Here is a 20,249-nt window from a genome sequence, read left to right on the forward strand (position 1 = left end):
GCCATCATGCCGCTACGTGGTAAAATTTTAAATACCTGGGAAGTTGACTCGGGACAAATCTTAGCTTCGGAAGAAGTGCATAACATTTCTGTGGCTTTAGGTATTGACCCTGATAGCGATGATTTATCAGGATTGCGTTACGGTAAGATTTGTATTCTCGCCGATGCCGACTCTGATGGGTTACATATCGCTACTTTGCTTTGTGCGTTATTTACGCAACATTTTTTACCTTTGGTTCAAGCCGGTCATGTTTATGTGGCTATGCCGCCATTGTATCGCGTTGATGTTGGTAAAGAAGTGTTTTACGCTTTGGATGAAGCGGAAAAAGACGGTATTTTGGATCGAATTGAAGCAGAGAAAAAGCGTGGCAAAGTCAATGTACAGCGATTCAAAGGTCTAGGTGAAATGAATCCGTTACAATTACGTGAAACCACCATGGACCCCAATACGCGTCGCTTAGTGCAGTTAACGGTTGATGATCATAGTGAAACTATGGAATTGATGGACATGTTGCTCTCTAAAAAACGGGCCGGTGATCGTAAGGTTTGGTTGCAATCTAAAGGTGATCTGGTTGAATTAGATTGATAAGGTTTATCCATTCTGTCGGCAACATTGGCCAACAGAATGGATTTTTTCGCGTTAAGTCATCAGCCATTCGATAACTTTTATTAATGTGCCATAGCATTAGGCGGACGTTGCAACAACGAACTTGGAGTAAGATGATGATATGCTTACCTCGTTGTTGACCTAGATGATAATGAAATAGCAGCAAGTTACTGGCAAGTAACTGAAAAATAGTTTGAAATAACCTTAGTGATATATAGCTTATTGTTTTTTTAACATAATAAATAATAGTTTATCATTTACCTAAATTCGTTTTATACTATTAATTTTATATTATCAGATGGATTGTTGGAGCAGAGATTTGTTGAGAAGCTTGGTAAAATTAACCTTTCAAAATAGTAGCCTAATTTTATTTGTTTTTTTGTTAATATCTTGTAAGTCAAATGCTTTACAGTCTTTAACTGATAGCGATTTTAATACGTTTTTGTTACGTGCTGAACAGCTTAATAACACTGATCCCAAAGCGGCATTGGTTTTATTAAATAGACATAAAGCCGAGCTAAACACTCAACCTATCACCAATCAAGTCAATTACTATCGCATTCAATCCACGGCATATATAGATCAAGCGTTATACCGTTTAAGTGAGGCATCTTCAGAGCAGGGCTTAAAACTTGCGAAGCAAATGAATAACCCTAGCATATTTATTGCAGAGCTTGCTTACACTAAAGGTTTTGCGATCGAAAATTTGGGTGATCTGGAAGGGGCTTTTTTACTTTATCAAAACGGTTTAGACGTTGCACGCTCGATGAATAATCAGAAATTAATTGCGCGCGGTCTGATTAATATCGGTGCGATATTATATTTACAGCAAGATTACAAACAGTCATTAATTACGCTTAATCAAGCCTTAGCACTGGCAAATGCCATTGGCGATGATACACTTTTAGGTGAAATTAACAATGAGCTGGGTATTTTATATGGTCATTTAGATGAAAAAAACCAAGCCAATGACTATTTTCAACAGTCGTATCAACATTATAAAAGTGCAGGTAAACATAACTATGCTCTTAAAAGTTTGCATAATGTGGCTAATAACCACACTAAGCAAAAGAATTTTGAGCAAGCTATTAAAGTTTATCGCGTATTAGAAAGCGAAATTCAGCCCAATAGCAGTCATCAGTTTATCGCTAATGTTTATAGAAAGTTAGCTTGGGCGCTACTCAATAAGGAAGATTCTGGGACCGAAAATGCTTATCGATATATTCTCCTTGCGGGTGAATATGTTGAAGATGTAGAACAACATTTAGTAAAACTTCAATACCTTATAGACAAAGCTTATATTTTAGAAAAAATGACGCGTTATCAAGAAGCATTAGACAGTCTTGAGCAAGCTGAAATACTGCTTGAGCGTAAAACTAGCAATGTTTATGACACTAGTGAGCTAAAAATGCTCTTTTTAAGCGCTAAATTGCATTATGCTTTAGGCCATTATAATCAAGCATATCAAATTCAAACTCAATATTTTACGCTGTCTATAGCGGGTGAGCAGGCACGAGAAACGACAGAAGTCGATGAGTTAATGTTGCAATATGAAAGTGAAACGGCTCAACGACATACGCATATTTTGGAAAAAAAACAGCGCATACAGCACTTACAACTCCAGCAAATGACACTTGACGTTAACAGCCGTAAGGCATTTGTTGGCATATTAGCATTGTGTACTTTGTTATTAGCTTGGTGCTTATATCGTGTTATCAAAGGGCAAAGGAACTTAACTAACGCCACTCGAACTGATAGTCTAACGGGTGTCGTTAATCGACGTAGATTACTTGAGTTAGGTGAAGAATACTTTTTAACCGCTCAAAACCATCAACAAGCCTTTAGTGTTTATATGATTGATATCGATTTATTCAAAAAAATCAATGACCAATTTGGTCATGTTATTGGTGACAAAGCACTAAAAGAAATTGCTATTCAAGGTCAAAATCTAATGCGAGCGAGTGATGTTTTTGGCCGCTTTGGCGGTGAAGAATTTATTGCTTTATTGCCAAATACTGGAAATAGTGAAGCATTGGAAGTAGCACAGCGACTTAAAGAAAACATCGAACAAGCAAAATGGCAAACTCAGCAAATCAAGCAGTTAACGGTAAATATTGGTGTAGCGACATTTGAGCAAGGTAATTATGATAACTTTGCGGCTTTGTTAAAAGTAGCTGACGAACAGTTATTAAAGGTCAAACAGTCTGGCCGTAATACAGTTACAGTGAGTGATCATGAATAAATACTCACTGTTAACAGGTCTTGCTTTATATTTGTTAATGACTTTTATTAGTACGGCGGTGAATGCGGATGAAATTACTGGCCAGCAAGAGGTATTTAATCAAGTTAATAGCCTCTATGCTAAACAGCAAAGGCCCATTGTTTTTTTTGCGATTAATAGCGAAATATTATCGCTTAACAGCTTGAGTATGCATGACAAAGTGGCAGCGCAAGTTAAATTATTAGCTTGGCAAAAATTGTCTCTGACATTAAATGTCGCTGAACAATATTTATTGTATGTTGTGCGTGCCAATATTGCTGATGTTGCAGGGCAAGAATATAAAGTGATTAATTGGCTCAATAAAGCACTTAAACTTGAGCCGTTACTGGCTAAAAAACAACTCGACTCACCTTTATTTGCCAGTGCTTATCTAACCCTTGCAAACATCTATGCAAGCCAAGGTGAAGATAAGAAAGCCTTCGATAGTAAAAAACAATACATGAACAAGTATTTTTCTCATTTGAAACAGCAAAAAGAATATCGTGTTAAAGGTTTAAATGAAAAATACCACATTGAAAAAAAGCATGAAGAAAACGAGCTACTGAGACAAAATAGTCAAATACAGCATTTTGCGCTGACGCGTGCTGAATCTGAACGTAGTCAACAGCATCGTAATATTGCCATTTTTATTGCCGTAGGAAGCCTGTTCCTTTTACTACTTTTACGACAATTTAAAATCCGTCAAGCCTTAAAGTTACTGGCAAAAACTGATAGTTTAACGTTATTGCCTAATCGTCGTTTGTTCTTTAGTCACGGTGCTACTTATATGAAACAAGCATTAACGGGTAATAAAGCGCTCAGTATTTTAATCTTAGATATAGATAATTTAAAAAATATAAACGACAACTTTGGTTACGATGCCGGCGACAGCGTTATTGCTCAGGTTGGCGTATTAGCCGGTGAAACTATGCGTTCTCGAGATTTTCTGGCACGTATTGGCGGTGAAGAGTTTGCCGCTATTTTACCCGAGGCCACCATTGTACAAGCGCGCGCGATTGCAGAGCACATACGTGAGAAAATTCAAGCTAATATCAGTAAAAATAAAAACAATAATATGCAGGTTACTGTCAGTATAGGTATTGCCAGCATTGCTGATATTAAAGAAAATTTTGATAGTTTGTTACATGCGGCTGATTTGGCTATGTATCAAGCAAAGGCTAATGGTCACAATCAAGTTTGTAGCTATTCTACAGAAAGACAAGAAAATTAAGATTAATCACTATTGGACGATATTTATCGCCTAACAGTGTTCTTTCCACTAGTATAATCAGCTAAGCTACCCCAGAACAACAATAATAAAAGTAACGCTTAATAATTCGGCATTAAGTGAGCTTTTTAGGAAAATATTTTCATGTCAGATGCTCTCGACTTTAGTTTAGACGGTATTGAACAACGCCCTCTAAGACAATTCACTGAAGAAGCTTATTTAAATTACTCGATGTATGTCATTATGGATCGTGCATTACCTCATATTGGTGATGGCTTAAAGCCGGTGCAACGACGTATTGTTTATGCCATGTCAGAACTTGGCTTATCTGCATCAGCAAAATATAAAAAATCTGCCCGTACTGTCGGTGATGTACTAGGTAAGTTTCATCCCCATGGTGATTCTGCCTGTTACGAAGCTATGGTGTTAATGGCGCAGCCATTTTCATATCGTTACCCATTAGTTGACGGACAAGGAAATTGGGGCGCTCCTGACGATCCAAAGTCATTTGCCGCCATGCGTTATACCGAAGCCCGTTTATCACGCTTTAGTGAAGTTTTACTGGCCGAATTAGGCCAAGGCACTGTTGATTGGTCGCCTAATTTTGATGGCACCATGCAAGAGCCCAAAACCTTACCTGCGCGCCTACCGCATATTTTACTCAACGGTATTACCGGCATTGCTGTCGGCATGGCAACAGACATTCCGCCGCATAATGCTAGAGAAGTGGCTAATGCCTGTATTCATTTAATTGAGCAACCGAAAGCTGAATTAGCCGATCTACTCGATATTATTCATGGGCCAGATTATCCAACTGATGCTGAAATCATCACGCCTAAAGCCGATATTGAAAAAATTTATCAAACCGGTCGTGGTAGCATTAAAATGCGTGCGGTCTATGAAGTGTTACACGGTGATGTGGTTATTACCGCATTACCACATCAGGCTTCTGGTGGAAAAATATTAGAACAAATTGCTAATCAAATGCAGGCAAAAAAACTGCCAATGGTGGTTGATTTACGTGATGAATCAGATCATGAAAACCCGATCCGTTTAGTGATTGTGCCCCGTTCAAATCGTGTTGATATTGAACAGTTGATGCAGCACTTATTTGCTACCACAGATTTAGAAAAAAACTTTCGTGTCAATTTAAACATGATAGGTTTGAACAACAAACCCGCCGTTAAAGATATTAGAACCATATTAAGCGAGTGGTTAGAATATCGACGTGAAACTGTGCGTCGTCGTTTGCAATATCGATTAGATAAAGTATTAGCGCGTTTGCATCTGTTAGATGGCTTATTAATCGCCTATCTTAATATTGATGAAGTAATTGAAATTATAAGAGGTTTTGACAAGCCCAAAGCAGAGTTAATGTCACGCTTTGAACTGTCAGAACGCCAAGCCGAATCGATATTAGAAATTAAACTTCGCCAACTGGCCAAGCTTGAAGAAATTAGAATTCGTGCTGAGCAAGATGAGTTGAACATAGAACGTGAATACCTAGAAAAAATACTCAGTTCTAAAGTTCGCATGAACACCTTAATGAAGAAAGAGATCCTAGAAGCCGCTGAAAAATACGGTGATGATCGTCGCTCTGTTATTGTTGAGCGACAAGAGGCAAAAGCCCTATCTGAAAAAGATCTTATGCCGAGTGAGCCTGTGACTGTTGTGGTTTCGCAAAAAGGCTGGGCACGTTGTGCAAAAGGTCATGACATTGATGCACAAGCATTAAGTTACAAGTCAGGTGATGAATACTTATGCTTAGCAAAAGGGCGTAGTAATCGTCCTGTGGTGTTTTTTGACTCCGCAGGTAGAGCTTACGCCACTGATGCGCATAGTCTACCCTCAGCGCGTAGCCAAGGAGAGCCGCTAACCGGACGCTTTAATCTGACCAGTGGTGAAAACTTTGAAAAAGTACTGATGGCTGATGACCAATGTCGTTACTTACTCAGTAGTGATGCCGGTTACGGTTTTGTGGCAAGCTTTGCCGATATGGTCAGTCGTAATAAAAATGGTAAAGCATTATTAACTTTGTCTGCAGCGGCGAAAGTAATGACGCCAAAAGTTATTAGTAATTTAGAGACAGAATTAGTGCTTTCAATTACCTCAGAAGGGCGCATGCTGGTTTTCCCAATCAAAGACTTGCCTATTTTGAGTAAAGGTAAGGGTAATAAAATAATTAATATCCCTACTGCAAGGGCTAAAACACGTGATGAATATGTAACCTTGCTCGAAGTGTTGCCACCCAACAGTGCCATTACCTTGCATGCAGGCAAGCGCAAGTTAACGTTAAAAGCGAGTGACATTGAACATTATAAAGGTGAACGTGGCCGTCGAGGTAATAAGCTACCTAGAGGTTTACAACGCGTTGATCATATCGTTATAGAGCAACAAAACTCAGATATAGAGCCTGAAATTCCTGAGAGTTAATACTTCTGATTTAGCACCTAAGAATTAGCACAAAAAAAGCCTTAAGATTAAATATCTTAGGGTTTTTTTATGCTCAGGACGAGCGGTATGCTGCGATCACATGGATATGAAGTAGCAGCGATGCTCAGGACGAGCTGTATGCTGCGATCACATGGATGTGAAGTAGCAGCGATGCTTAGACGAGCGGTATGCTGCGATCACATGGATGTGAAGTAGCAGCGATGCTTAGACGAGCGGTATGCTGCGATCACATGGATGTGAAGTAGCAGCGATGCTTAGGACGAGCGGTATGCTGCGATCACATGGGTGTGAAGTAGCAGCGATGCTTAGGACGAGTGGTCAGCCTTTTGTGCCTAACAAAAACTCAGTACCAACATTCATGTCGGCAATGCTACAAACACGTCGCCGTTCCTAACCATCCACCTTGGATTGTACTTGGTGCGCGGTTACTTGTTGAATTAGGCCTGAAAGTTGCGTAATTTTTTTATTTGATAATTGCCGATAATCGAAATAAGGACAAATAATAACGCCTAAATCGATATTAATGGCGAAATCATGACTCAGCCATATGCAGCTATTACAAAACCCTAGTTGTTCAGCGTAACCTTTACCTAATATTATGTGTAGTTTTTGACTGGGCTTAGCACTGAGTAAATTAACCCCTGAACAGTCAGCCTCTGAAAAGTCAGGTGCTGAAAAAAGTAAGCAATGATCACTTTCTGCCTGTAATAGAGCGCTGTCTCTTAATTTTTGCCAACTAGTAAATTGTTCCGGTGATATTTCAAATAACAACTTAGCGTAGACATTAAAAATTTTCGCCAATGGTTACCAGTTTCAAGAGCAATATCGGCAATTTCATCTGTCACTAACGCTTTAACACTCGTCAGGTTTTGATAGTGTGCTAATGGAGGGCAGTTTCTTATATAGAAAATAATCTTGGCGTCAAGAGTACCTAAACCGACGGCTTTATTTAGCATTTTTACCCATTTTATTCGTTAGCTTATCCATTTTTACGCAGGAAAAATGGCCAAATATAAAACATTTATTTAATAACGAGTTGTGCTAGTTATTAAATAAATAAATAAATAAATAAATAAATAACGCAGCAGTTCTTTATTTAAACCAGTAGAATTGATAACAAGTTTAGTGAAATTGGTGGTACTTTTCCTAATAAAAATGCAATAAAAAACCCGGTACAATCCGGGCTTTTAATCGTTTATATTAGCCATACTAAGCTTAATTAAAACTCTTTCAACATATTTTCTAAAGAATCATCAAATGCTTTTAATTCTTTTTCCAGTTGAAATTTTTCTTTCAGTTGTTCAATTTCACGCCACTTTCTTTTTTTATTATTACTTGAACTCGATTTAGGCCGTTTGCCTAAAGAGCCCAATACTTGTTGAAAATTTTCCATGGTATGCTCCTTATTTCTACAACTGCAGTATTTTGTATCACAGTTGTTAACAATATAGAAACATTATTTGCATTTTATTTACAATTTCATGGGGTTCACAAGTTTCATAACTTAAAAATTTAAAGCATAGCCTGTAATTGTTGCTCAAGTTTAACTTGGTCAATGGTAAAGTTTCGAATACCCTCGGCTAACTTCTCTGTTGCCATGGCATCTTGGTTCATTTGCCATCTAAATTGTGCTTCACTAAGTGCAGGTTCATCGGCTAATGGTGCATGATCGCTGAATAGTTTTTGCGATACTGTTGCCGTTGAATTAGCTAATTCATCCATCAGGTTTGGGCTAATCGTTAATCGGTCACAACCAGCGAGTTCAAGTATCTCACCAATATTTCGGAAACTAGCACCCATGACTACAGTTTTGTGACCTTTAGCTTTGTAATAATTATAAATACTGGTTACTGATACTACGCCTGGATCTTCGCTGGCTGAGTAATCACTACGGCCAGTGTCTTTTTTATACCAATCTAAAATGCGACCAACGAAAGGTGAAATTAGGTAAATATTGGCTTCAGCACAGGCCTGTGCCTGAGCAAAGTTAAACAACAAAGTTAAATTGCAGTTAATGCCTTCAGCTTCTAGTTGCTCTGCCGCTTTAATACCTTCCCACGTTGAGGCTACTTTGATCAAGATACGATCATTACTAATGCCAGCCTCGTTGTACATAGCGATAAGTTTATACGCTTTAGCAATCGATGCGGCTGTATCAAAGGATAAGCGCGCATCAACTTCTGTTGAAATTCTACCTGGGACTGTCTTTAAGATTTCTAAGCCGATGAGTACCGAAAACTTATCTGCAGCGTCGATGACTTGCTGTTCAGCGTTTGATGATTGAGTTTTCGCCCACGCTACTGCGCTAGTAAGTAGTTGCTGATAATTAGCTAAAGAGGCTGCCTTTAATAGTAAAGACGGATTCGTGGTGGCGTCTTGTGGTTGAAACTTAGCAATAGCTTCAATATCGCCGGTATCAGCAACAACCGTGGTCATTGCTTTTAGTTGAGAAAGTTGAGAAAGTTGATCGGTCATAACATGTCCCTTGACGTTGATAATGTAATCAGGTGGTTTTATTGAGTAAATTTTGGTGAAATATTACAACATTTACAAGTATTTTGATTGGAAATAGTAAACTTTTTATCTTATTCGGCTCTATTTGTATCAAATTTTCATAATTTAGCAAGTGTGATGATGAAATAGTGTTGATAAAACACTTTATTGCCTGTGCGCGCGCTAGCGGTTCAATGAGTAATTCATAATGAAGATAATTATATTAGTTTTTTCCTGTGTTATAGTGACAAAAATTGTAAGATAGAGTAGATAAATAATGTTACTTGTTGTTTCTCCGGCGAAGAACTTAGATTATGAATCCCCCGTTGCTACCGAGCTATATTCACAACCTGAACTATTAGCAGACAGTAAAGTGCTGATGAAAAAGTGTAAAACACTAACGCCTGCGGATATTAGTTCATTAATGGCTATTAGCGATAAATTAGCCGGCTTAAATGCGGCACGTTTTGGCGAATGGGCAACGCCTTTTACGCCGGAAAATGCTCGACAAGCTGTGCTAGCATTTAATGGCGACGTATACACTGGCTTAGATGCTAAATCGTTTAGCGAGGATGACTTTACCTTCGCTCAACAGCATATGCGGATATTATCAGGATTATATGGCCTATTAAGACCGCTCGATTTGATGCAAGCATATCGACTAGAAATGGGTAAAAAATTAGATAATGATCGCGGTAGCAATTTATATCAATTTTGGGGTGACATTATCACCGAGCATTTAAATGTCGCTATTGCTGCCCAAGGCGATAATGTGTTAATTAATTTAGCGTCAAATGAATACTTTAAAGCGGTTAATAAAAAAGTATTAAAAGCCGAAGTAATAACTCCGGCATTTAAAGATTGGAAAAATGGTCAATTTAAAATGATCAGTTTTTTTGCCAAAAAAGCCCGAGGTTTAATGGCGCGTTATATTATTGAGCACCAAATCACAGATCTTGAAAAGCTAAAAGACTTTGATGTCGCAGGTTATCAATATTCTTGCGATTTAAGTAAAGGTAATGATTGGGTATTTACCCGTAAAGAGCTAGATTAAGCTGATTTAATTTGCGTGACTATAGTCGCTATAAAGTTGAAAGGTAGATACTTTATAGCGACTATAGTGCTAACTGCCCGAGCGGTTAATAACACGCGCCTACCTTGTTTAATGCGTCGTCACTTATAGCTGACCTGATTAGCTGACCTGATATATTTGAACAGTATATTTAACCTGTGGGTATTGTTTTTAAACGCCTAAATGACCCAGGTGATCTTCAAGTACAAAATATAAATCAACAGTCCAACACTTCTAAATCTATCACAGAATATAGTTATAAAAGCTATGCTAAATTAAATATAACCGTATTAACTATCGGCTTCTTTTACTTCAGCTTTACTACTCGAATGAATAAAATACAGCGCAATCGCCAAACAAACTAAAGCCCCAATTCGGCTATTTGACAGTGTAATGGCCTCATTGCCCAACCAGCCAAAGTTATCGATTAACACACTCATGGTGAGCTGACCAAAAATAACCGCAACCGTTGCTAATGCTGTGCCTATATGTTGAACAGCAATCACCATAATAACAATATAAGGTACACCACATAAGGCGCCAAGCAGCTGCCATTTGGGTACGTCCATTAAAGTAATAGCGTGATTGGGCTCAAAGAAAAAAATAAGCAAGGCAGTGATTAAAGCGCCTACCGAAAACGTTAAAAATGCGCTTTTAAATACACCAACATTGCCGCCTAGGCGACCATTCAATGCCGCCTGAACACTCAATGTAGCGCCAGCAATGACGGCTAACATAATCATTATAATGGTGGTCATTTCTTTACCCCTTAGTCATAAAAAAAAGTGCTAGCACAATGAAAGCCAAGGCAATAATTCGCTTAAGATCTATTTTTCGTTCAGTCGTACCAAATAAACCAAAATGGTCGATTATTAAACTTTTAAATACTTGGCCTGCAAGTATGCCAATCATAGTCATCGCGACCCCAATAACAGGAGTAACAACCGTTAATACAATAACGTAGATAGGCCCTAATACGCCGCCAATGAGCAATAATGGCGGTTGTGCAAAAAAAGAAGCACTATTACGTGGGCTAAAGAACAGCATTAATAAAAAAGTCAGTGCAGCTCCAACACCAAAAATGCTCAATGTGGCCCACAGTTCACCGACTTGATTTCCTAGAGGCCCAAGTAGACCCGCTTCAACAGACAAGCCCATTCCACCTAAAACAACAATAAATATTAATAAAATTTGCATGAGACAGCCTTTAATAAATCATATTATGTAGTTTACATCAGCTCATCATCATGAAAAACGCTATAATATAGAAATGATCTTTGCAAAAGTTGCACAAATGAATAATATAAATTCAATCAGTATAAAAACATTAGTTTTTTTTATTAATGTATTTAATCATCAAAGTTTTTCGGTTGTGGCGAGAAGAGAAGGTGTGTCAGCGTCTAAAGTGTCACGTATTATTAAGCAGTTAGAAGACAATTTAGGGCAGCAACTTTTTTATCGGAATACACGTGCGGTGATCCCTACCGAAGCTGCTAGGGTATTTTTGACTTATGCACAATCAATTACCGCAAGCATTAATGAGGCGCAAAATAAATTTCAAGACAAAACGCTAGAACCCGGTGGTTTAGTCAGAATAAATGGCCCGGTATTTTTTGGACAACGACACATCGCACCTTGGCTGCCTCAACTCAGCTCTCGCCACCCTAAATTACAAATAGACCTGACATTAACGGATGATTTTATTGATCCCCATCATGATGCTACAGATATTATTTTTCGGATTGGAACCTTAACTGACTCTTCGTTTCATGCCCGTACTTTTGGCGAGCAAACCTATCATTTAGCTGCTTCTCGAGCATACATAAAAAAATATGGCATAGTGCAAAGTCCAGCAGATTTACCCGAGCATAAATGTTTAATATATAAAGGTTCATCAGGCCAAAACCGTTGGCTGTTTAAAAAAGAAAATGAAGATTGGGTGCATCAATCTATACCGGCTTTACTGACCTCTAATAATGCAGAAAGCTTGCTAGTATGCGCGCTTGAAGGCATGGGTATTGTGCTTTTTCCTGATTGGCTTATTGGAGAGCATCTCAAAAATGGTACTTTGATTAAATTATTACCCAACTACAATACCGCTATTAAGAAAACACCTCAGCATGTTACGGCCATTTATCCTAATACCCGCCATGTATCGCTAAACGTAAGACAAATAATTGACTACTTTAGTGAAGTGTATGGCTCACCGCTTTATTGGGAACTAAATTAGATTGAAAAAGTTAAATTGAAAAAGTTAGATTGAAAAATCACACTGAAAAGTTAAACAAGATTAAATCGTATGCTATAAACAAAAAAACCTAAACAGCAAGGTTTAGGTTTTTTAGTTTCTAGCTAACATCTGGTCACTTTTAACTGACCGCTTAGCACTGGCCGTGTTTAGTTTAACTCGTCGCTTTACCGCGTTTCGCGACTTTTTTCGCTTTAGCTTTCTTCTGAGCAACGGTTCTTTTTACTTTGGTTTTTTTAACAGCAACACGTGCTTCTTTGTATTGCGGTCTTAACGTTTCAATGACACGGCGTGGTAAACGTTCTTTAATATAACGTTCAATTTTACCAATAACCAACATGTCATGCGCTTCAACCAGTGAGATAGCGGTGCCTTTATTGCCCGCTCGACCTGTTCGGCCGATGCGATGTAAATAAATATCGGCGGTGCGTGGCATATCAAAGTTGATAACATGGGTGATATCGTCAATATCAAGGCCACGTTCAGCGATATCGGTAGCGACTAAAACATTAACCGTACCATTGCGTAAACGCTCGACTGAGGTGTTGCGTTTGTCTTGTTGCATTTTACCTTCAAGCCAGACACAAGGCATGTTATCAGCATAAAGTTTACCTGATAGGTATTGCACTGTCTCACGTTTATTGGCAAAAACTAGGGCACGTCCCACTTCTTCTTGTTGCAATAAGTTCAGTAGTAAGGCGAATTTATGATCTTTGTTATCGGCTAAGTGCATCCACTGATGAATTTTCGCTTTTTCTTTTCGAGAAGGGTTCGCTTCCAAAAATACCGGGTCGTTCAATAGTTCGCGAGAAAAACGTACTACGGCAGCACCTTCCAGTGTGGCGGAAAATAACATGGTTTGTTTGCGCCAACGTGCTTCTCCAACAATGCGATTAATCGTTTCAGCAAAACCCATAGTGAGCATACGGTCAGCTTCATCTAAAATAAGGATTTCAATTTCACGGCTATCAAACTGCTCGCTTTCAATGTATTCCATTAACCGGCCAGGTGTAGCAACCAAAATATCGGTGTTACCTGTGAGTACTTCTTTATGGCTGCCATAATTAACACCACCGGTAATAACCGCAGATTTAATGTTGGTTAGCGCGGTTAACTTCTGACATTGCTCATGAGTTTGTATGGCAAGCTCGCGTGTTGGCGATAAAATGAGTACCCGTGGAAAACCTTGCTGCGGGCGAGGATAATCAAGCAAGTGTTGAGCAGCAGGCAAAATAAATGCTGCTGTTTTTCCCGTTCCTGTTGGGGCTGAAGCTAATACGTCTTTGCCTGTCATCGCTACAGGAAGTACTAACTCTTGGATAGACGTTGGCTTTTTATAGCCTGCATTTTCAATGCCGCCCAATAATGCGGAATCTAGGTCAAACTGCTCAAACATGTAATAATTTTCTTTGGGGATTAATGAGGGGGATTATAATGGCAAAATACGATTTATCCTAAAGATCTCGCCAAATTTGTCTATTTATTATGATATTTAGCCTAATCTGCTAGAATATCTGCGATTTCAGCGCTAATTTGTTGGCACCATTGTTTGATCCGTGCTTCGCTAGCATTGTACTGGTTGTCTTCATCAAGGGCTAAACCAACAAAATGTTGCCCATCTTCTGTTAGTGCTTTTGACTCCGCAAAGTCATAACCTTCATTTGGCCAATAACCGATAACATAACCGCCTTGTGCTAGCACTTGGTCATGTAACATGCCAAGTGCATCTTGAAACCAATCAGTGTAACCAATTTGATCCCCCATGCCATAAAGGGCAACAATTTTTCCTTCAAGATCAATGTCGGCTATTTCTGGCCAATGTGACTCCCAGTCTTCCTGAATTTCACCATAGTCCCAAGTAGAAATACCTAAAATTAAGATGTCGTGGTTTACCATTTCCGTCAGTGGCGTATCTTTGATATTAAATAAGGTGACGTTATCTTGGCCAAGTTCAGCTTGAATTTTTTCTGCTGCTATTTCGGTATAACAAGTAGTTGAGCCGTAATATAATGCGATGTTCATTGATAAATTACCGAGGTTTAACGAACCACGTTAGGTGGTTGGTGAGCGAGTGGCGAGATTTTAGCAAATTTCTCGCCAATAAGATGCTTTGCTGTGCCACTGAAAGTCATATTTTATCAGATCAGTTAGCTAGTGGCCGGCTTAGTGTTATTGCAATTATGCCTTTTTCACTGTAATTTTAGGGTGCTTAAAGCGGTCTTTGTATTTATCTAAAATTACAAAAGTAATTTTCCGCTTATTTTCCGCTCATAGAGTTAAGGTATGGTATTGATTTATGTCTAAGAAATTTTTATTGGCTGCTGCATTTGGCTTGTTAAGTTTGACCCAAAATGTTGTAGCGTCTGCTGAGCCAGAAAATAACCGTGTGATGTTACCTGTTAACCAGTCGTCTGAGTTGCAAGGGGTAAAGGCAAAATTGTCACAAATGTTAGGGTTTAATGTCGCTAGTATCAAACCCTCTCCCATGGCAGGTGTCGTTGAAGTGCTTACCGATCAGGGCTTATTTTATGCTAGCGCCGATGGCAATTTTTTATTGCATGGTAAAATGTATGGATTAGGCGAAAATGTGAGTAATTTAACCGAAGAAAGTTTAGCGCAAGTGCGTGTTGACGGTATGGTTAAGTTCTCTGATGCTATGATTGTTTATCCGGCTAAAAACGAAAAGCATGTAGTAACCGTTTTTACTGACATTACCTGCGGTTATTGTCGTAAAATGCACGAACAAATGAGCGCTTACAACGATAAAGGCATCACGGTGCGTTATTTAGCCTATCCACGTGCCGGCGTAAAAGACCAAACCGGTAGTTATTCACAAGGTTTTAAAGATTTACGCTCGATATGGTGTCATGAAGATCCTCAGTCGGCGTTAACAAAAGCAAAAAGTGGCTCTTCAGTGGCGGCACGTATTTGTGATATGCCTATCGAGGATGAATTTGACTTTGGTCGTCAAGTGGGCGTTTCTGGAACACCGGCCATTATATTGGCCAATGGCATGATGGTGCCTGGTTATCAAGACCCAAGTAAATTATTTATGTTATTAGAAACTTCTCAACAAGGTGGCTAATATCAAAAAAATTGATAAATTTTTTTGATAGGTATAAGTTAATTTTTTGATAAAATGGCAAGTCATTCACTTGCCATTTTTGTCTCTAGCATTTCAAGTATAAGGTGCATTCATGCATAAAGAGATCATTCGTCGAGAGCAAGTTAGCGATGAGCATTTACCCGATACACTTCATCCACTTGTTCGACAAATATATGCACGACGCGGTGTTACCAACAAAGCACAACTTGAATTAACCGCGTCTCATTTATGTGCGGTTGACTCGTTAAAAGGCTTACCTGAAGCATGTGAACTGTTATATCAGGCCCTGCAAGGGCAAAAAAACATCACGATAATTGGTGACTTTGATGCTGACGGAGCCACAAGTACGGCCTTAATGATGGAAGCATTGCAAATGCTAGGTTCAACCAATCATCATTTTTTAGTCCCCAACCGATTTAAGTACGGCTATGGCTTAACCCCTGAAATTGTTGATATTGCCAACTCACAAGGCGCACAGGTATTGGTGACGGTTGATAATGGCATTAGCTGCATTGCGGGTGTTAAAAGGGCGAAAGAGTTAGGGCTGCAAGTGGTAGTTACTGACCATCATTTACCTGGCGCACATACACCCCCTGCCGATGCCATTGTTAATCCCAATCAAGTGGGTTGTAATTTTGCCAGCAAGTCGTTGGCCGGTGTTGGTGTCGCATTTTACTTTATGTTGGCGTTAAGAAAATATTTACGTGAACAGCAATGGTTTGAACAGCAGAACATTAAAGAGCCTAATATCGCACAATTACTTGATTTAGTTGCCTTAGGTACGGTTGCTGATGTGGTGTCACTTGATGCCAATAATCGAATTTTAGTCGAACAAGGACTCAAGCGCATTCGCGCAGGAGCGACGCGCCCGGGTATTCAAGCCTTAATAGAAATTGCCGGTAAAAATCAGCAAAAATTAGTGGCCAGTGATTTTGGCTTTGCTTTAGGCCCACGTATCAATGCAGCAGGTCGGTTAGACGACATGGCGTTTGGCATTAACTGTTTACTAGCAAAAGATTTATCCAGCGCTAGAGTGATGGCGGCCGATTTGGATGACTTAAATAAAGCGCGCCGGGAAATAGAGCAGGGCATGCAAATTGAAGCCGAGCAAGTACTGGCCAGTTTACAGTTTAGTGAAAGCAATTTACCCCATGGCATTAGTTTGTTTCATGGCGACTGGCATCAAGGCGTCATCGGTATTGTCGCAGGGCGCTTAAAAGAAAAGTATCATCGCCCGAGTATTGTGTTTGCCAAAGGTAATGATGACGACGCCAGTGGTATGAATAACAGTGACGCTGACAGTATTGATATCAGTAGCAATGAAATAAAAGGCTCAGCGCGCTCTATTCCAGGTTTACATATTCGTGATTTACTCGAGTATATTGACAGCCAACACCCTGGTATTATTATAAAATTTGGTGGTCATGCCATGGCGGCAGGTTTATCAATACCGGCAAATAAATTCGAACAGTTTTCAGCACTATTTGAGCAATATGCCGAGCAGTGGTTAAGTAAAGAAGCTTTAACGGGTGTACTGGCCTCAGATGGCGAGCTATTAACTAACGATATGACACTGGCTTTTGCACAGGTCTTACGTGAGGCCGGGCCGTGGGGACAAAATTTTCCAGAACCGGTATTTGATGACGTTTTCACGCTTGTACAGCAACGTATTGTCGGCGAAAAACACTTAAAGCTTGTGGTAGAAAAAGACCAGCAAGTATTTGATGCCATCGCCTTTAATGTTGATATTAAGCGTTGGCCAGACAACCAAGCCAAGCAGGTGAAGCTAGCCTATCGTCTGGACATTAATGAGTTTCGAGGTAAACAGTCAGTACAATTAATGGTTGAACAATTAGACTAAAGGTTATCAATGCCATTATCAGCTTAAGAGGTGATAAAAATATCATAAAAATGGCATTGCATTACTCAAGCAAGCGTTTATTTAATCGCGTAATTAGGCTACAATGCGCGACTATTTTTTTTGTTTTTCCCTTTATTCATCAATTACGGCGTGACAGATAAAAAATATGCTAGAAGTTAATCCAGTACTCAATAAAATTAAAGAAATTCGTGAACGCACCAATCTGCTTCGGGGGTATCTTTGACTACGACCAAAAGTCAGAACGCTTGGTTGAAGTTACGCGAGAATTAGAATCTGCCGATGTTTGGAATAACCCTGAACGTGCACAAGCACTAGGTCGTGAACGTGCGGCATTAGAAGCTGTGGTTGAAACTATTCAACAAATGGACTCAGGTTGTGAAGACATTGAAGGCTTGGTTGAACTTGCCGTTGAAGCCGACGACGAAGAAACCTTTAATGACGCTGAAGCTGAAACAAAAACCTTAGAAGTTAGCCTTGAAAAACTAGAATTTCGTCGGATGTTTTCTGGTGATCACGACGCCAATAACTGCTATTTAGATATTCAATCAGGATCTGGCGGTACAGAAGCACAAGATTGGGCAGAAATGCTTATGCGCATGTATTTACGCTGGGGTGAAGCCAATGGTTACAAAACAGAAGCCATTGAAGTCACCGGCGGTGATGTCGCCGGTATTAAAGGTTGCACCATTAAATACACGGGTGAGTATGCTTTTGGTTGGTTACGCACAGAAACCGGTGTGCATCGTTTAGTACGCAAGTCACCTTTTGACTCAAGTGGTCGTCGTCATACCTCGTTTGCTTCTGCGTTTATTTACCCAGAAATTGACGACAATATTGAAATTGATATTAACCCAGCAGATTTACGCATAGACACCTTTCGTGCCTCTGGTGCGGGTGGTCAACATGTTAACAAAACTGATTCTGCCATACGTATTACCCATGAGCCAACCGGCGCAGTAGTGGCTTGTCAGGCTGATCGTTCACAGCACAAAAACCGTGCTACTGCGATGAAATTGCTAAAAGCTAAATTGTATGAAATGGAAATGCAAAAGCAAAATGAAGGTAAACAAGAATTAGAAGACGGCAAATCAGATATTGGCTGGGGCAGTCAAATACGCTCTTATGTTTTAGATGACAGCCGTATTAAAGACTTACGCACCGGCATAGAAAATCGCAATACTCAAGCAGTATTAGACGGTGATTTAAACAAATTTTTAAAAGCTAGTTTGAAATCTGGCTTATAAGTACTTAATTAATTTAAACTATTTTTAATAGAATATACCTGTAATAGCAAGATTTGAGCGCTAAATAACTTAGCTTAAATTCCATGTTACGTTAACACACGAGAAATAAAATGACTGATCAAGCACACCAAGACGAAAATAAATTGATTGCCGAGCGTCGTGGCAAATTAGCAAAAATTCGAGAAAACTGTCCGGCTAATGGCCACCCTAACAAGTTTGACCGAAAACATTATGCTGCTGATTTGCAAGCTGAACACGGTGAAAAAGATAAAGAAACGCTTGAAGCTGAAACCGGTCTTTACAGCATTGCTGGTCGTGTTATGGCAAAACGTGGTCCATTTTTAGTCTTACAAGATATGACCGGCCGTATTCAGGCTTATGCCCACAAAACGGTGCAAAAAGATATTAAAGAGCGTTGGGGCACTTTAGACATTGGCGATATTATTGGTGTTACCGGTACTATGCATATGTCAGGTAAAGGCGACTTATACGTCAATATGGATAAATACGAGCTGTTAACAAAGTCACTGCGTCCATTACCAGAAAAATTTCATGGTTTATCAGATGTTGAAACAAAATACCGCCAACGTTACGTTGATTTGATCATCAATGAAGAAACGCGTAACACCTTTAAAATTCGTTCAAAAATTGTTGATGGTATTCGCAAGTTTTTAACTGACCGTGATTTTATGGAAGTTGAAACACCTATGCTACAAACCATTCCAGGTGGTGCAACGGCGAAGCCTTTTGAAACATTCCACAATGCCCTAGACATTCAAATGTATATGCGTATTGCGCCAGAGCTTTACTTGAAGCGCTTGGTTGTTGGTGGTTTTGAGAAAGTTTTTGAAATTAACCGTAACTTTCGTAATGAAGGCTTATCATCACGTCATAATCCAGAATTTACCATGATTGAATTCTACCAAGCTTATGCTGATTATCATGACCTAATGAACCTTACTGAAGAAATGTTACGTACTCTAGCTGAAGACGTTATGGGGTCAGCTATTATTCGTAATACCGTTAAAAACTCTGACGGTGAAGTTGTAGAAGAGAAGTTCTATGATTTTGGTAAGTCGTTTACTCGTCTGTCTATGGTTGATGCGATTTTACAATATGGTACCAACCTTGATGAAGCGGTTTTACGTGACCCAGAAGCTAATTTTGATGCCTTAAAAGCGATGGCAAAACAAGTAGGTGTTAAGGAAACTGAAGCATCTAAAGTCTGGGGTGCTGGTAAGTATGTTTGTGAGATTTTTGAAGAAGTTGCCGAGCATATGCTTGACCAACCGACCTTTATCACAGAATATCCTTGGGAAGTATCGCCATTAGCTCGTAGAAATGATGACAACGCATTTATCACTGACCGTTTTGAGTTTTTTGTTGGTGGTCGTGAACTAGCCAACGGTTTCTCAGAGCTTAATGATGCTGAAGACCAAGCGGCGCGTTTTAGAAATCAAGTTGCAGGTAAAGATGCCGGTGATGACGAAGCCATGCACTTTGACGCTGACTATATTCAAGCACTTGAATACGGTTTACCGCCAACAGCGGGTGAAGGTATTGGTATTGATCGATTAGTCATGCTATTTACCGATTCACCTACCATTAAAGACGTTATTTTATTCCCGCATATGCGTCCACTTGCTGAGTAATACC

Annotated in this window: 15 protein-coding genes and 2 pseudogenes; 10 read left to right on the top strand and 7 right to left on the bottom strand. The window is 39.4% G+C overall.

Going from position 1 to position 20,249, the window contains the following annotated elements:
- From H4J41_RS01995 to parC, 4 genes and pseudogenes are all read left to right on the top strand, one after another.
- Positions 1–585: pseudogene (locus H4J41_RS01995) on the top strand (DNA topoisomerase IV subunit B); the annotation flags it as partial.
- A 400-nt stretch (positions 586–985) separates the two neighbouring features.
- Positions 986–2,848, top strand: a complete 1,863-nt coding sequence (locus H4J41_RS02000; RefSeq protein WP_182150444.1) for a tetratricopeptide repeat-containing diguanylate cyclase — start codon at positions 986–988, stop codon at positions 2,846–2,848.
- Positions 2,841–4,097, top strand: a complete 1,257-nt coding sequence (locus H4J41_RS02005) for a GGDEF domain-containing protein (protein WP_182138365.1) — start codon at positions 2,841–2,843, stop codon at positions 4,095–4,097. The genes H4J41_RS02000 and H4J41_RS02005 overlap by 8 nt, the downstream gene beginning before the upstream one ends.
- Positions 4,098–4,238: 141 nt before the next feature.
- Positions 4,239–6,527 carry a DNA topoisomerase IV subunit A gene (parC, locus tag H4J41_RS02010; RefSeq protein WP_182138366.1) on the top strand — a complete coding sequence of 763 codons (2,289 nt, stop codon included), beginning with the start codon at positions 4,239–4,241 and terminating at the stop codon, positions 6,525–6,527.
- 411 nt (positions 6,528–6,938) lie between these two features.
- Here parC and H4J41_RS02015 read toward each other — a convergent pair.
- From H4J41_RS02015 to tal, 3 genes and pseudogenes are all read right to left on the bottom strand, one after another.
- Positions 6,939–7,504, bottom strand: a pseudogene (locus tag H4J41_RS02015) (DUF6942 family protein).
- 263 nt (positions 7,505–7,767) lie between these two features.
- Positions 7,768–7,941 carry a DUF3545 family protein gene (locus tag H4J41_RS02020; RefSeq protein ID WP_182135130.1) on the bottom strand — a complete coding sequence of 58 codons (174 nt, stop codon included), beginning with the start codon at positions 7,939–7,941 and terminating at the stop codon, positions 7,768–7,770.
- Positions 7,942–8,060: 119 nt separating this feature from the next.
- Positions 8,061–9,023 carry a transaldolase gene (tal, locus tag H4J41_RS02025; protein ID WP_182135128.1) on the bottom strand — a complete coding sequence of 321 codons (963 nt, stop codon included), beginning with the start codon at positions 9,021–9,023 and terminating at the stop codon, positions 8,061–8,063.
- A gap of 295 nt (positions 9,024–9,318) precedes the next feature.
- Here tal and yaaA point away from each other — a divergent pair, with 295 nt between their 5' ends.
- A complete protein-coding gene (yaaA, locus tag H4J41_RS02030; protein WP_182135126.1) occupies positions 9,319–10,095 on the top strand; it encodes a peroxide stress protein YaaA in 777 nt (258 codons plus the stop codon).
- Positions 10,096–10,403: 308 nt separating this feature from the next.
- Here yaaA and H4J41_RS02035 read toward each other — a convergent pair whose 3' ends face one another.
- Together H4J41_RS02035 and H4J41_RS02040 are read right to left on the bottom strand one after the other, a co-directional pair.
- The gene (locus H4J41_RS02035) at positions 10,404–10,871 is read right to left on the bottom strand and encodes a DMT family transporter (protein WP_182135124.1); all 468 of its coding nucleotides are present in this window, start codon (positions 10,869–10,871) and stop codon (positions 10,404–10,406) included.
- A 4-nt stretch (positions 10,872–10,875) separates the two neighbouring features.
- Entirely contained in the window at positions 10,876–11,310 is a 435-nt protein-coding gene (locus tag H4J41_RS02040; protein WP_182135122.1) for a DMT family transporter, read from the bottom strand.
- A 97-nt stretch (positions 11,311–11,407) separates the two neighbouring features.
- Between H4J41_RS02040 and H4J41_RS02045 the strand changes: the two genes are divergently transcribed.
- Positions 11,408–12,343: a LysR family transcriptional regulator gene (locus H4J41_RS02045; protein ID WP_182135121.1), complete on the top strand. Its 936-nt coding sequence runs from the start codon at positions 11,408–11,410 to the stop codon at positions 12,341–12,343.
- 172 nt (positions 12,344–12,515) lie between these two features.
- Here the strand turns inward: H4J41_RS02045 and srmB are convergent, their stop codons facing one another.
- Together srmB and fldB are read right to left on the bottom strand one after the other, a co-directional pair.
- On the bottom strand, positions 12,516–13,757 hold the full coding sequence (srmB, locus tag H4J41_RS02050) for an ATP-dependent RNA helicase SrmB (protein WP_182135119.1): 1,242 nt from the start codon (positions 13,755–13,757) through the stop codon (positions 12,516–12,518).
- Positions 13,758–13,858: 101 nt separating this feature from the next.
- A complete protein-coding gene (gene fldB / locus H4J41_RS02055; protein ID WP_182135117.1) occupies positions 13,859–14,383 on the bottom strand; it encodes a flavodoxin FldB in 525 nt (174 codons plus the stop codon).
- A gap of 274 nt (positions 14,384–14,657) precedes the next feature.
- On the opposite strand from fldB, the gene dsbC reads away from it, so the two are divergent.
- The 4 genes from dsbC (at position 14,658) to lysS (ending at position 20,245) form a co-directional block, all read left to right on the top strand.
- Positions 14,658–15,446: a bifunctional protein-disulfide isomerase/oxidoreductase DsbC gene (dsbC, locus tag H4J41_RS02060; RefSeq protein WP_182135115.1), complete on the top strand. Its 789-nt coding sequence runs from the start codon at positions 14,658–14,660 to the stop codon at positions 15,444–15,446.
- Positions 15,447–15,558: 112 nt separating this feature from the next.
- Entirely contained in the window at positions 15,559–17,328 is a 1,770-nt protein-coding gene (gene recJ / locus H4J41_RS02065; protein ID WP_182135113.1) for a single-stranded-DNA-specific exonuclease RecJ, read from the top strand.
- Between the two features lie 166 nt (positions 17,329–17,494).
- Positions 17,495–18,593, top strand: a protein-coding gene (gene prfB / locus H4J41_RS02070; RefSeq protein ID WP_182135111.1) for a peptide chain release factor 2 whose coding sequence is annotated in 2 segments (ribosomal slippage) — positions 17,495–17,569 and positions 17,571–18,593 — 1,098 coding nt in all. Because the reading frame shifts where the segments join, the coding sequence is not laid out codon by codon here.
- 110 nt (positions 18,594–18,703) lie between these two features.
- Positions 18,704–20,245, top strand: a complete 1,542-nt coding sequence (gene lysS, locus H4J41_RS02075) for a lysine--tRNA ligase (RefSeq protein WP_182135110.1) — start codon at positions 18,704–18,706, stop codon at positions 20,243–20,245.
- The last annotated feature ends 4 nt before the right edge of the window (positions 20,246–20,249 follow it).

The organism is Colwellia sp. MB3u-45 (assembly GCF_014077005.1).
Taxonomy (GTDB): domain Bacteria; phylum Pseudomonadota; class Gammaproteobacteria; order Enterobacterales; family Alteromonadaceae; genus Cognaticolwellia.

Coding starts and splice junctions, on each gene's coding strand:
- H4J41_RS02005 (WP_182138365.1), top strand. CDS start 2,841: ATGAATAAATACTCACTGTTAACAGGTCTTGCTTTATATTTGTTAATG.
- dsbC (WP_182135115.1), top strand. CDS start 14,658: ATGTCTAAGAAATTTTTATTGGCTGCTGCATTTGGCTTGTTAAGTTTG.
- yaaA (WP_182135126.1), top strand. CDS start 9,319: ATGTTACTTGTTGTTTCTCCGGCGAAGAACTTAGATTATGAATCCCCC.
- H4J41_RS02020 (WP_182135130.1), bottom strand. CDS start 7,941: ATGGAAAATTTTCAACAAGTATTGGGCTCTTTAGGCAAACGGCCTAAA.
- lysS (WP_182135110.1), top strand. CDS start 18,704: ATGACTGATCAAGCACACCAAGACGAAAATAAATTGATTGCCGAGCGT.
- parC (WP_182138366.1), top strand. CDS start 4,239: ATGTCAGATGCTCTCGACTTTAGTTTAGACGGTATTGAACAACGCCCT.
- H4J41_RS02045 (WP_182135121.1), top strand. CDS start 11,408: ATGAATAATATAAATTCAATCAGTATAAAAACATTAGTTTTTTTTATT.
- tal (WP_182135128.1), bottom strand. CDS start 9,023: ATGACCGATCAACTTTCTCAACTTTCTCAACTAAAAGCAATGACCACG.
- H4J41_RS02035 (WP_182135124.1), bottom strand. CDS start 10,871: ATGACCACCATTATAATGATTATGTTAGCCGTCATTGCTGGCGCTACA.
- srmB (WP_182135119.1), bottom strand. CDS start 13,757: ATGTTTGAGCAGTTTGACCTAGATTCCGCATTATTGGGCGGCATTGAA.
- fldB (WP_182135117.1), bottom strand. CDS start 14,383: ATGAACATCGCATTATATTACGGCTCAACTACTTGTTATACCGAAATA.
- recJ (WP_182135113.1), top strand. CDS start 15,559: ATGCATAAAGAGATCATTCGTCGAGAGCAAGTTAGCGATGAGCATTTA.
- H4J41_RS02040 (WP_182135122.1), bottom strand. CDS start 11,310: ATGCAAATTTTATTAATATTTATTGTTGTTTTAGGTGGAATGGGCTTG.